The organism is Roseibacterium elongatum DSM 19469 (assembly GCF_000590925.1).
Taxonomy (GTDB): domain Bacteria; phylum Pseudomonadota; class Alphaproteobacteria; order Rhodobacterales; family Rhodobacteraceae; genus Roseibacterium; species Roseibacterium elongatum.
In genome coordinates, this window is record NZ_CP004372.1 from 3,193,760 (window position 1) to 3,206,589 (window position 12,830).

10 protein-coding genes, 2 pseudogenes and 1 riboswitch are annotated in these 12,830 nt (G+C 66.2%); of the genes and pseudogenes, 10 read left to right on the forward strand and 2 right to left on the reverse strand.

The window, feature by feature from the left end; all coding sequences use genetic code 11:
- Positions 1-13: 13 nt before the first annotated feature.
- Entirely contained in the window at positions 14-1,219 is a 1,206-nt protein-coding gene (metZ, locus tag ROSELON_RS15555; protein ID WP_025313231.1) for an O-succinylhomoserine sulfhydrylase, read from the reverse strand.
- Positions 1,220-1,295: 76 nt separating this feature from the next.
- Positions 1,296-1,374: riboswitch (SAM riboswitch) on the reverse strand.
- Positions 1,375-1,408: 34 nt separating this feature from the next.
- Here metZ and ROSELON_RS15560 point away from each other — a divergent pair.
- The 6 genes and pseudogenes from ROSELON_RS15560 to ROSELON_RS15585 all read left to right on the forward strand — a co-directional run bounded on the left by ROSELON_RS15560 (position 1,409) and on the right by ROSELON_RS15585 (position 8,412).
- Entirely contained in the window at positions 1,409-2,485 is a 1,077-nt protein-coding gene (locus ROSELON_RS15560; RefSeq protein ID WP_025313232.1) for a hypothetical protein, read from the forward strand.
- A gap of 243 nt (positions 2,486-2,728) precedes the next feature.
- The gene (locus ROSELON_RS15565) at positions 2,729-3,643 is read left to right on the forward strand and encodes a 5-bromo-4-chloroindolyl phosphate hydrolysis family protein (RefSeq protein ID WP_025313233.1); all 915 of its coding nucleotides are present in this window, start codon (positions 2,729-2,731) and stop codon (positions 3,641-3,643) included.
- Positions 3,644-3,647: 4 nt separating this feature from the next.
- A complete protein-coding gene (locus tag ROSELON_RS15570; protein WP_025313234.1) occupies positions 3,648-4,844 on the forward strand; it encodes a toxic anion resistance protein in 1,197 nt (398 codons plus the stop codon).
- Between the two features lie 81 nt (positions 4,845-4,925).
- A pseudogene (locus tag ROSELON_RS15575) lies at positions 4,926-5,830 on the forward strand (DUF2927 domain-containing protein).
- Between the two features lie 37 nt (positions 5,831-5,867).
- A pseudogene (locus ROSELON_RS15580) lies at positions 5,868-7,008 on the forward strand (SPFH domain-containing protein).
- Between the two features lie 180 nt (positions 7,009-7,188).
- Positions 7,189-8,412: a TFIIB-type zinc finger domain-containing protein gene (locus tag ROSELON_RS15585; protein WP_025313235.1), complete on the forward strand. Its 1,224-nt coding sequence runs from the start codon at positions 7,189-7,191 to the stop codon at positions 8,410-8,412.
- Between the two features lie 6 nt (positions 8,413-8,418).
- Here ROSELON_RS15585 and ROSELON_RS15590 read toward each other — a convergent pair whose 3' ends face one another.
- The gene (locus ROSELON_RS15590) at positions 8,419-8,838 is read right to left on the reverse strand and encodes an Hsp20/alpha crystallin family protein (protein ID WP_025313236.1); all 420 of its coding nucleotides are present in this window, start codon (positions 8,836-8,838) and stop codon (positions 8,419-8,421) included.
- Between the two features lie 143 nt (positions 8,839-8,981).
- On the opposite strand from ROSELON_RS15590, the gene ROSELON_RS15595 reads away from it, so the two are divergent.
- The 4 genes from ROSELON_RS15595 to ROSELON_RS15610 all read left to right on the forward strand — a co-directional run bounded on the left by ROSELON_RS15595 (position 8,982) and on the right by ROSELON_RS15610 (position 12,830).
- A complete protein-coding gene (locus ROSELON_RS15595) occupies positions 8,982-9,908 on the forward strand; it encodes a carbohydrate kinase family protein (protein WP_025313237.1) in 927 nt (308 codons plus the stop codon).
- Positions 9,905-10,342: a D-aminoacyl-tRNA deacylase gene (dtd, locus tag ROSELON_RS15600; RefSeq protein ID WP_025313238.1), complete on the forward strand. Its 438-nt coding sequence runs from the start codon at positions 9,905-9,907 to the stop codon at positions 10,340-10,342. Before ROSELON_RS15595 ends, dtd begins: the two co-directional genes overlap by 4 nt.
- A gap of 114 nt (positions 10,343-10,456) precedes the next feature.
- Entirely contained in the window at positions 10,457-11,884 is a 1,428-nt protein-coding gene (locus ROSELON_RS15605) for a circularly permuted type 2 ATP-grasp protein (RefSeq protein WP_025313239.1), read from the forward strand.
- Positions 11,885-11,888: 4 nt separating this feature from the next.
- Positions 11,889-12,830 (forward strand): alpha-E domain-containing protein, encoded by a 942-nt coding sequence (locus ROSELON_RS15610; RefSeq protein ID WP_025313240.1) that lies wholly within the window; start codon positions 11,889-11,891, stop codon positions 12,828-12,830.

Here is a 12,830-nt window from a genome sequence, read left to right on the forward strand (position 1 = left end):
CGCGCCCGCGCCCCTATCCGACCCGCGCGGCGGCCAGCGCCGTGGTCAGATCGTGGATCAGGTCCTGCGGGTCTTCCAGCCCGACGGACAGGCGCAACAGCCCGCGCGTGATGCCAAGGCGGGCGCGTTGTTCGTCGCTCAGCCGTTGATGCGTGGTGGTGGCGGGATGGGTGATGATCGACTTGGCATCGCCCAGGTTGTTCGAGATCGTGACGACCCGCAACGCGTTCAGGAACCGGAACGCCGCCTCCTGCCCGCCCTCGATCTCCAGCGCGATGACGGTGCCCGCGCGCTCCATCTGCCGCGCGGCCAGCGCGTGTTGCGGGTGGCTGCGCAGGCCCGGATGGATCACGCGCGCCAGGCCCGGCTGCCCCTCGAGCGCATGGGCAATGGCCAGCGCGCCCTCGGCCTGCGCCCGCACGCGCAGGTCCAGCGTTTCCAGCGATTTCAGCATGACCCAGGCGTTGAACGGGCTCATCGCGCCGCCGGTATGTTTCATGTAAGGTTCAACCGTGCCGCGGATCACCTCGCGCGTGCCCAGGATCACACCGCCAAGGCAGCGCCCCTGCCCGTCGATATGCTTGGTCGCGGAATAGACGACCATGTCGGCGCCCTGCGTGATGGCCTGCGAAAAGACCGGCGTGGCAAAGACATTGTCCACGATCACCCGCGCGCCCACCGCATGGGCCAACGCGGCCACGGCGGGCAGGTCGATCACCTCGAGCGTCGGGTTCGAGATCGACTCGAAGAACACGGCCTTGGTGTCGGGCTGGATCGCATCGCGCCACTGGTCCAGGTCGGTGCCATCGACGAAACTGACCTCGACGCCGTAGCGGGTCAGCACCTCTTCAAGGATATAAAGACACGATCCGAAAAGCGCGCGGGCGGCCACGACATGGTCGCCGGCCCTGAGCATCGAGGTCAGCGCGCCATTGACGGCGGCCATGCCCGAGGCGGTGGCAAAGGCATCCTCGGCCCCCTCCAGGTCGGCGATACGCTCTTCGAACATGGCGACGGTCGGGTTGCCATAGCGGCCATAGATGTATTCGTCGGGACCGGCCTCGATGAAGCGCGCCTCGGCGGCCTCGGCCGTGTCATAGACAAAGCCCTGTGTCAGGAACATCGCCTCGGACACCTCGCCGTACTGACTGCGGCGGGTGCCGGCATGCACGGCGCGCGTGCGCGGCCTGAGATTCGGTTTGACAGAACTGTCCTTCATGCCCCTCTCCTTACCTGTTCCGGTGCGCGAAAGGCAAAGCCGCCGCACCATGATCCGGCCGGGGCGGCGCGCGGGCGGCGCGCTCTCCTCGACCTCTTTAGCGGTTTGTTTAACGTGGCCCGCAATCCGGTTCACAAATCGCCACGGCACGATGGTGCCTAGGCACGGGCGCGGCACGCGTCAAGGCAAATGCATACGGTCGCGCCGTGGCCTGCCGGCCACGTCACGGAATTGTTGCGCGGCCGTCACCTGTCCGTTGCCCGTGCCTCTTACCTCACGGGCGAGCCTGGCAAGACGCGGATGGCGGACATGGCGCCGATCGGGCTGACCCTGCTGAATGACGAGGTGGAGGACACCGGCCCGCTTTGGCCGGCCCTGGCCGCCCTGCCCCGCGGACGGGCCGTCACGATCATGACCCATGGCTACCGGTACAGTCCGCGCCCCCCCGAGACCGATCCGCATACCCATATCCTGTCCTTCCATCCGCGTCGCGATTGCTGGAAGGTGGTCAGTTGGCCCCGCCACCTGCATCTGCATCGCGACGGCGCGGGACTTGGCGTGGCGTTGGGGTGGCAAGCGCTTGGCCAGATGCCACGCGTGGCCCGGCGCGCCCGCCGCGTCGGCCATGCGCTGGCCCCTCTGATCGCCGAGATCCATCACCGCCGCCCCGACCTGCGGATCAACCTGATGGGCCATTCCCTGGGTGCCCGCGTCATCCTGGCCGCCATGACGGCCGCCCCGGCGGGCTCGGTCGCGCGGGTCATCCTGCTGACGGGGGCCGAATATCGCACCGCCGCGCGCGCCGCCATGAACGCGCCAGCCGGACGCACGGCCGAGGTGCTCAATGTCACCAGTGGCGAGAATGCCCCTTTCGACGCGCTGTTTCGCCTCGCCGCACCGCCGCTGCGGCCCCATGATCGCACGCTCTGCGCCGGGGTGCCCGGCACGGCCGGCTGGACGGATCTGCGCATCGACCGGGCCAAGGTGCGCGCCGTGATGGGCGATCTGGGGTTTCGCCTGCGCCCGCCCAACACCCATATCTGCCACTGGTCAGGGTATCTGCGCCCGGGCCTGTTCCCCCTTTATCGCAGGGTTCTGGCGCCGGAGGATCAGGGCCTGCTGGCCGAGTTGTCGGCCCGGCTGGCGGCGGCGCGGATCGCACGACCATCGAGCGGCCTGACATGGCCGATCCCGCGCGCCGCGCCGCGCCCGCGCCCCTCCACCGGGGAGCGCCGCACCCTCTTTCCCCCTGCCATTGCGGGCTGAGCGTCCCCATCTCGATCCTGCCGCAGGGGCAAGGCCCCGCACCGGCAAGAAACTGCACCTGCGGGTTTCAATGTCTGGTTTTTGCAATGGAACCTGCCTATCGTGCCTAGGGTGCGTGCCGCACTGGGCCTGAAACGACAACGGGGCGAACATGAGTTCGAGTTTTCTGCAGGGCGTGGCCTTTTTCGCGCTGACGATCATCATCCTGATGGCCATTTTCGGCGGGTTCGGGGCGCTCTGATCATGGCCAAGCGATATGGTGGAGAATTCAGCCCCAAGGGACAGCGCGACGGCACCCCCTCGCGCGAGATGGTGACGGCCGAACGCATCACCCATGCCAATTTCGCAGGGCGCAAACCGCTGCGGCATGGCGCGAAGATCAACATGATGTTCGTGCTGCCGCTGCTGACCTTTCTGTCCGCGTTTTTCCAGCCGGTCGCGGCGATGGCGACCGATCTTGCGGGCGCCGCGGCGCTGTTGCTGGCCGCGTGGCTGACACGCGACGGCGTGCGCGCCGAGGACGCGTTCAACGAGCGTGTGATCGCGCGCCGCCCCGCGATCCCGCGCAAGATCTTCGGCGCGGGCCTGACGGGCATCGGGGTGTTCCTGCTGGTCTTTGGCGGGCAGTGGAACCTGATCGCGGGCCTGCTGATCGGGATCATCGCCGCCGCGCTGCACCTGTTTTCCTTTGGACTCGACCCGTTGCAGGACAAGGGGCTGGAGGGGGTGGATCGCCACCAGACGGACCGGATCGCCCGCAAGATCGAAGAGGCCGAGCGTGTCCTCGACGAAATGACCGCGGCCATCAAGCGCGCCCGCGACCGCGAGATCGAGGGCCGCGTCGCGCGCTTCGAGGAGACGGTGCGCGCCATGTTCCGCCAGGTCGAGGCCGACCCGCGCGACCTCACCGCGTCGCGGCGCTATCTGGGCGTGTATCTGCAGGGCGCGCGCGATGCGACCGTGCAGTTCGCCGATCTCTATGAACGCAATCGCGACACCTCGGTGCGGGCCGATTACCTGGCGTTTCTCGATGACATGGAAACCAATTTCGCCCTGCGCACCCAGAAGATGCTGACCGACGACCGCGCCAGCCTCGATATCGAGATCGAGGTGCTGCGCGAGAGATTGAACCGCGAAAACCTTAGAACCGAGGGGTAACACCATGAGCACCCAAGTCAGGGAACAGGCCGAACAAGCCGCCAAGCTGGTCGATGAGATCAACGCAGTCGTCCTGCCAGACCCCAGCGCCGACATGGTGCCCCTGCCCGCCGCCGATGCGCCCACCGCCGAACAGATCACCCGCCGCATCGCCGAAATCGACATGGGCGACACCAACTCGATCGTCAGTTTCGGATCGGCCGCGCAGGCCGAGTTGCAGGCCATCAGCCAGGAAATGCTGCAAGGCGTGAAGAACAAGGATGTCGGCCCCGCCGGCGACAGCCTGCGCGAGATCGTGGGCACCATCCGCGGCTTTTCCGTCGACGAACTGGACCCCAACCGCAAGCAAAGCTGGTGGGAGCGCCTGTTCGGCAAGGCCAAGCCGATCCATGATTTCATGGCGAAATACGAAGAGGTGCAGGACCAGATCGACCGGATCACCGACAACCTGCTGAGCCACGAGCACATCTTGATGAAGGACATCAAGTCGCTCGACAAGCTGTATGAAAAGACGCTGGATTTCTACGACGAGCTGGCCCTCTACATCGCCGCGGGCGAGGAGAAGCTGCGCCTGCTCGACGAGGTCGAGATCCCCGCGAAATCGGCCGAGATCGAGGCCGCGCCCGAGGCCGACCAGATCATCAAGGCACAAGAGTTGCGTGACCTGCGCGCCGCGCGCGACGATCTGGAACGCCGGGTGCATGACCTGAAACTGACGCGCCAGGTGACGATGCAATCGCTGCCCTCGATCCGGCTGGTGCAGGAAAACGACAAGAGCCTCGTGACCAAGATCAACTCGACGCTGGTGAACACCGTGCCGCTGTGGGAAACCCAGCTGGCGCAGGCCGTGACCATCCAGCGCTCGACCGAGGCCGCGAAGGCCGTGCGCGAGGCGACCGACCTGACCAACGAGTTGCTGGAACAGAACGCCGCCAATCTGCGCGAAAGCAACAAGATGGTGCGCGAGGAAATGGAGCGCGGCGTGTTCGACATCGAGGCCGTGAAACGCGCCAATGCCGAACTGATCGCCACGATCCAGGAAAGTCTCGAGATCGCCGACGAGGGCAAGCGCCGCCGCGCCGAGGCCGAGGCCGAGATGCAGAAGATGGAAGCCGAATTGCGCGACACGCTGGCCGCCGCCTCGGCCGGGCAGACACCGGGCGGGCAGGCCGCGGCCACGACCCCGCCCGCAAACGGCTGATCCGTGAAGGGGGCTGGCGTGCCGCAGGACCGACACAGCGGGCAATCCGGCCGCCGGGCGCGCACCGGCGCGGGCGCGGCTGTGCTTGCCGCGGGCCTCGCGCTCTCGGGCTGTGTCACGCCCGCCCCCGACACCTCGCCCCGGCCCGAGCCCCGCGCCGAGGCCCCGGCCACCCCCTCGGCCGAAAGCGAGAGTTTTGCGCGCTACTACGCCTCGGTGCAGGCGCAACTGGTCTCGGACGGGCTGTTGCGCACCGATGGCGGGGGGGCCGACACGCCCTATTCCGCCGTCACTCTGGCCACGAATTTCGAACGCATCGCGCTCTATGACGAATATACGCTGTCGGGCGGTCGCTTCGTGGCCCGCCGACCCCGTCGCGCCTGCGCCGCTGGGACCAGCCGGTGCGCATCCAGCCCCATTTCGGTGCCTTCGTCGACGATGCGCAACGCGCCGAGGATCGCTCGGTCCTGTCCACCTACGCCTCGCGACTTGCGCGGGTCACAGACCATTCCATCCGCACGGTCACGTCGGGCGGGAATTTCCACGTCCTCTTCCTCAACCGCGACGAACAGCGCCGCGCGGGCGATCTGGTGCGCGACCTTGTGCCGGGCATCAGCCCCGAGACCGTGAACGAGATCCAGACGCTGTCGCGCTTCACCTTCTGCTCGGTCTATGCCTTTTCCGTGGCCGGGGGCGGCTCGACCTATGTCGCGGCGATCGCGATCATCCGCGACGAGCATCCCGACCTTCTGCGCCGCTCCTGTATCCACGAGGAGGTGGCCCAAGGCCTGGGCCTTCCAAATGACAGCCCCGCCGCGCGCCCCTCGATCTTCAACGATGACGAGGAATTCGCGCTGCTGACACGCCATGACGAATTGCTTTTGCGGATGTTGTACGACGACCGCCTGACACCGGGGATGCAGCCGGACGAGGCCCGGCCCATCGTGCGCCGCATCGCCGCCGAATTGCTGGGCGGGCCAAGCTGAGGCCCCCAGACAGACTTATCAAGGAGGGTTCCCCCCAATGCCGTTTTTCGATTTCCTCTCAGGCCAGTTCATCGATGTCATCGAATGGACCGACGACACCCGCGACACGATGGTCTACCGCTTCGAGCGCCACGGCCACGAGATCAAGTACGGCGCCAAGCTGACCGTGCGCGAGGGGCAGGTCGCCGTCTTCATCCACGAGGGGCAGCTGGCCGACATCTTCACCCCCGGTCTCTACATGCTCGAGACCAACAACATGCCTATCATGACCAGCCTTCAGCACTGGTCGCACGGGTTCCAGTCGCCGTTCAAATCGGAAATCTACTTCGTCAACACCAACCGTTTCACCGATCTGAAGTGGGGCACGAAGAACCCGATCATGTTGCGCGATCCCGAATTCGGGCCGACGCGCATCCGCGCCTTTGGCACCTACACAGTCAAGGTGATCGACGCGGGCCGCTTCATGACCGAGATCGTGGGCACCGATGGCGAGTTCACGACCGACGAGGTGACCTTCCAGATCCGCAACATCATCGTGCAGCAGTTCAGCCAGACGGTGGCGGGCTCGGGCATCCCGGTTCTGGACATGGCGGCCAATACGGGCGAGTTCGGCAGCCTTGTTGCCGGCAAGATCTCGGAAACCATCGCCGCCTACGGCCTGACCCTGCCCGAATTGTATATCGAAAACATCAGCCTGCCCCCCGCCGTCGAAGAGGCGCTGGACAAGCGCACCTCGATGGGGGTCGTCGGCGATCTGAACCGCTACACCCAGTTCCAGACCGCCGAAGCGATGCGCGCCGCCGCCGAGAACCCCGGCGATGGGGGCATGGGCGCGGGCCTTGGCATGGGGATGGGCATGGCGATGGCCAACCAGATGGCCCAATCCGGCCCCTGGGGCCAGGCCGCGCAGCAGCCGCAACCGCATCAGGCCGCGCATGCCGCCCCCCCGCCCCCGCCCGGTCGAACATGTCTGGCACATCGCCGAGAACGGCCAGACCAAGGGGCCGTTTTCCAAGGCCGACATGGGCCGCATGGCGACCGAGGGCAGCCTGACGCGCGAAACGCTGGTCTGGACACCCGGTCAGGACGGCTGGAAGACGGCAAACGACGTGCAGGAGCTTGCGCAACTGTTCACGGTCATGCCCCCGCCCCCGCCCCCGCCGCCGCCCGCGGGCTGAGGCCGGATCGTCTTGATCGCCATGTGCCGCGAGGTATCGGCACATGGCGCCCTTTGGCGCACGCGGCCTGCCGCGTTCGGCAAAGCCGCCCCGACCCGCGCCGCATACGGGAATCCCCCCTTGCCGCCCGCCTGTGACGGGTGTCTGATCGGGGCGTCCTGATCAGCCGCGAAAAGTCCAATGTCCGACACCACTTTTGCCGACGCCCCCCCGCCGAACCCGGAAGACGAACACCGCTTTCCCTGCCCGCAATGCGGCTCGGACATGCGCTATGCGCCCGCCGACGGAAAACTTGTCTGCGACCATTGCGGACATGAGGAAGGCATCGAGGCGGGCGCGCTGGACGGCACCGGCGATGCCCATGTGGAGTTCGATTTCGAAGAGGCCCGACGCAAGGACCACCCCGCGATCGAGATGGAGGAAACCCGCGTTTCCGAATGCCCAAGCTGCGGCGCACAGGTGGAATTCGACCCCAACATCCACAGTCAGGAATGCCCGTTCTGCGCCACGCCCGTGGTCACCGACACCGGCATCCACCGCCATATCAAGCCGCAGGGCGTGCTGCCCTTCGGCGTGACCGAGCGCGAGGCGCAAAAGGCCATGACCGACTGGCTGGGCCGCCTGTGGTTCGCGCCCAACGGGCTGAAGGAATATGCCCGCAAGGGCCGCAAGCTCGACGGGATCTATGTGCCGTTCTGGACCTATGACGCCGACACGCGCACCGAATATCGCGGCCAGCGGGGCGATGCCTACTACGTCACGGTGCGCGGGGCCGACGGGAAGACCCGACGCCAGAGGCGCATGCGCTGGACCTTCGTGCGCGGGCGCGTGGCGCGGTTTTTCGACGACGTGCTGGTCCTCGCCTCACGCTCGCTGCCGAAATCCTACACCGACAATCTGGCCCCCTGGGATCTGACCCGACTGGCCGATTACACGCCCGAGTTCCTGTCCGGGTTCCGGGCCGAGGCCTACCAGATCGACCTCGAGGAGGGCATGGTCGAGGCGCGTGGCATCATGGATCAGCGCATCCGGCAGGATATCCGCCGCGACATTGGCGGCGACGCGCAGCGCATCTCGAAGATGGATGTGGCCGTGTCCGAGGTAACCTTCAAACATGTCCTGCTGCCCGTGTGGCTGGCCGCCTACAAGTATCGCGGGAAATCCTACCGCTTCGTCGTGAATGGCCAGACCGGCAAGGTGCAGGGCGAACGGCCCTATAGCTGGATCAAGATCGCGTTGGCGGTCATCGTCGCGATCGCGATCGCGGGCGGCATCCTCTATGGACTCGAGGTGCTGGACGAGGGCGGCTTCCAGACCGGGGCCGTCGGCACCCGCGTCATCGGCGAGGGGGCCGGCACACCGCGTCCCATAGATGTGCCCGCCTTTTCCCTCGACACGAAATGATCGGGCTCACCCCTTGCTGATCGACACTTTCCGCGCGCCTGCGGGCGGGGTCTGCGCCTGTTTCGGCACGGTGATGGTCAGAAGCCCGTCCTTGAGCGCCGCCTTGACCTTGTCGCCATCGGCATCGGGCGGCAGGCGGAAGCTGCGTGAAAAGGCCCCGTAATCCCGTTCGGAGAAGAACCATGTCTCGCCCTGTTCCTCGCGACTGGATTTCTTTTCACCCGAAACCGTCACCACGCCATCATGCACGCTGATATCCAGATCGCCTTCGGCCACGCCGGGCACCTCCATCGAGATGCGGTAGCCCTCGCCATTCACCGCCGCCTCCGAGGCCGGGGCGAACCAGTCGGCCAGTTTTGCGCCGACCTGGCGCAGCGGGTCGGCAAGGCTTGGGATAAGGCCGGTTTTATGTGCTGATTCGACCATGGCATCCTCCTGCAAGGCTGGGTTCGTTGCAGGTGCAACCATGGCGGATTTTCGGCCGTTCATGCCTTGATTTGCGTCAAAAGCACTGGCCGTGTGCGGGAACAACGGGTAGCACCCCGACAAATGCCAAAGGGAGGGGTCCGATGATCCTGTGCGCCGGAGAAGCCCTGATCGACATGCTGCCCCGCAAGACCGAGACCGGAGAGGCCGCCTTTGCGCCCTATCCCGGCGGGTCGGTCTTCAACACCGCCGTGGCCCTCGCGCGGCTAGGGGTACCGGTTGCGTTCTTTACCGGCCTGTCCACCGACCTGTTCGGCCAACGGCTGGCCAATGTGCTGACGGCGAACGGGGTCGGTCACGATCTGGCCGCGCGATCCGACAGGCCCACGACGCTGGCCTTCGTGACCCTGGCCGAGGGCCAGGCCAGCTATGCCTTCTATGACGAGAACACCGCCGGCCGCATGCTGACCGAGGCCGACCTGCCCCAGATCCCCGATCGCTGCACGGCCTGTTTTTTCGGCGGCATCAGCCTCGCCGTCGAACCCTGCGCCGAGGCTTATGCCATGCTGGCTGCGCGGGCGGCGGCGGATCGGGTCGTCATGCTCGACCCCAATATCCGGCCCAGCTTCATCGCGGATGAGGCCCGCTTTCGCGCCCGAATGGACGGGATGCTGGCGCAGGCCGACATCGTCAAACTGTCGGACGAGGATCTGCAGTGGCTGATGGGCGAGGCAAGCCTTGCACAGCTGGCCGCCGATCTGCGGGCCAAGGGGCCCGGACTGGTGCTGGTGACCCAGGGCGCACAGGGCGTGACCGCCTATGGCCCCACGGGTGCCGTGCATGTCGACGCCACGCCGGTGGATGTGGTCGACACCGTCGGCGCAGGCGATACGTTCAATGCGGGCTTTCTGGCCGGCCTGTCCGATGCGGGCCTTCTGGACAAGGCGACGCTGGCCGCCGGCCTGCCCGAGGATGCTTTGCGCACCGCCCTGAGCCTCGGCGTCAAGGCCGCCGCCGTCACCGTCAGCCGCGCCGGCGCCAACCCGCCCCACCGCACGGAAATCGCATGAGGGCGCTGGTTCAACGCGTCACCGAGGCCCGTGTCGATGTCGCGGGCGAAACCGTCGGCCACACAGGGCCGGGCCTGATGATCCTGGTCTGTGCGATGCAGGGCGATACCGAGGCCGAAGCCGAGAAACTGGCAACCAAGGTCGCGCGGCTGCGCATCTTCAACGACGCGGCGGGCAAGATGAACCGCTCGCTTCTCGATACCGGGGGCGCCGCGCTGGTGATCAGCCAGTTCACGCTGGCCGCCGATACGCGGTCGGGCAACCGTCCGGGGTTTTCGACGGCCGCCTCGCCCGAGGATGGCAAGCGCCTGTATCTGCATTTTGCAAAGGCTCTCGCCGCGCTCGGTCCCAAGGTCGAAACCGGCCGCTTCGGCGCAGAGATGGCCGTAAGCCTCACGAATGACGGCCCGGTTACAATCTGGCTCGATATCTAGGCAAATCGCCTCATTTTTCATCATCTGCGCGGCGGCGGCGGCCAAAGTCGCGGCGTCCCTTGCCCAATTCGCGGCAAGTTTGCACCAATGTGACCGGGATGCGACAGTGACGCCATGGCCGAGACGACTCAGTTTTTCGATGAAATGACCGGGGGCACAAGCGAGGTCCGCCGCCCCTACTCCGGATACGACGCGTGGTTTTCGGGCGAAGACATCAAGGATCTGCGCAAGAAATCCATCGATGCCGAGGCATTTTTCAGGCGCACGGGCATCACCTTCAACGTCTATGGCGAGGCCGAGGCCGATGAACGCCTGATCCCTTTCGACATTGTGCCGCGCATCATCTCTGGGCGGGAATGGGCGCGCCTGACCCGCGGGATCGAGCAGCGCGTCCGCGCAATCAACGCCTTTCTCTACGACATCTATCACCGGCAGGAGATCCTGCGCGCGGGCCGCGTGCCGGTCGATCTGATCGCCAGAAACGAGGCCTTTCTGCCGCAGATGATCGGCATGCAGCCGCCCGGCGGGGTCTATACCCATATCGTCGGCACCGACCTGGTGCGCACCGGCGAAGACGAGTTCTACGTGCTCGAGGACAACGCCCGCACGCCGTCGGGTGTCAGCTACATGCTGGAAAACCGCGAGACGATGCTGCAGATGTTCCCCGAGCTGTTCAGCCGCATCAAGGTGGCGCCGGTGCAGGATTATCCGATCCAGCTGCGCCGCTCGCTGGCGGCCTGCGCACCGGTTGCGACGACGGGCAGCCCTTGCGTGGCGGTCCTGACGCCGGGCATCCACAACTCGGCCTATTTCGAACACGCCTTCCTTGCCGACCAGATGGGCGTGGAACTGGTCGAAGGGCATGATCTGCGCGTCTTGGACGGGCGCATCACCATGCGCACCACGCGTGGCTACAAACCCATCGACGTGATCTATCGCCGTGTGGATGACGATTTCCTCGATCCGCTGAACTTCAACCCCGACAGCATGCTGGGCGTGCCCGGCATCATGGATGTCTACCGTGCGGGCGGCATCACCATCGCCAATGCGCCCGGCACCGGCATCGCCGACGACAAGGCGATCTACAGCTACATGCCCGACATCGTCGAATTCTACACCGGCGAGAAGGCGATCCTGAAGAACGTGCCGACCTGGCGCTGTTCCGAGGCCGACAGCCTGGCCTATGTGCTGGACAACCTTGCAGACCTGGTCGTGAAAGAGGTGCATGGCTCGGGCGGCTACGGGATGCTGGTGGGCCCCGCCGCCTCGAAGAAAGAGGTCGCGGCCTTCCGCAAGAAGCTCGAGGCGCGGCCCTCGAACTACATCGCGCAACCGACGCTGGCCCTGTCCACCTGCCCGATCCTGACGAAATCGGGGCTGGCCCCGCGCCATGTCGATCTGCGCCCCTTCGCGCTGGTCAGCCCGCAGGGCTGCACCATCACGCCGGGCGGCCTGACGCGGGTGGCGCTGAAAAAGGGCAGTCTCGTGGTGAACTCGTCGCAGGGCGGCGGCACCAAGGACACCTGGGTGCTGGAGGAATAGGCCAATGCTGGGCAAGACAGCCGGCGGGCTCTTCTGGATGTTCCGCCATCTCGAACGATCGGAAAACACCGCGCGCCTGATCGAGGCGGGCTTTCGCATCGCGCTGACGCGGGCGGCGGGCGATGACGACGAATGGCACAGCGTGTTGCAGACCGCCGCCGTGGCCCACCTCTACTACCAGCGGCACGAACAGCTCGAGGCCGCCAAGGCCATCGACTTCATGCTGCGCGACATGTCGAACCCGTCCTCGGTGCTGTCCGCGATCTCGGCGGCGCGGCAGAACGCCCGCCTGGTGCGCACGGCGATCACCCGCGAGGTGTGGGAGGCCGTGAACGACACCTACATGCTGCTCAAGGAGGCGCTGGCCCGCCCGGTGCGCCCGCGCGACCTGCCCGAGGTGCTGGCCATGGTGCGGCAGCAATCGGCGCTTGTGCGCGGGTCGATGGCGGGCACCATGCTGCGCAATGACATCTTCGATTTCTCGCGGCTTGGCACGTTTGTGGAACGCGCCGACAACACTGCGCGAATCCTCGACGTGAAGTATTACGTGCTGCTGCCCTCGCTCACACAGATCGGGTCCAGCCTGGACAACGTGCAGTGGGAAACGATCCTGCGCTCGGTCGCGGGGCAGCGCGCCTATCGCTGGCTGAACCAGGGCGAGTCGAACCCGATGGGCATCGCCGATTTCCTGATCTTCGACGGGCGCATGCCGCGCTCGCTGAAATTCTCGGTCTCGAAGATCTCGGCGAACCTGCGCTATCTGGCCGATCAATACGACCAGCGCCATCCAAGCCATGACCAGATCGACGTGATGGCCGCGCGGTTGAGCAACGCCACGATCGAACGCGTCTTCGAGGACGGGCTGCACGAATTCCTGACCGATTTCCTGACCGATGTCGCGCGTCTTGGCGGGCAGATCGAACAGGACTACCGTTTCCTCGGTTAA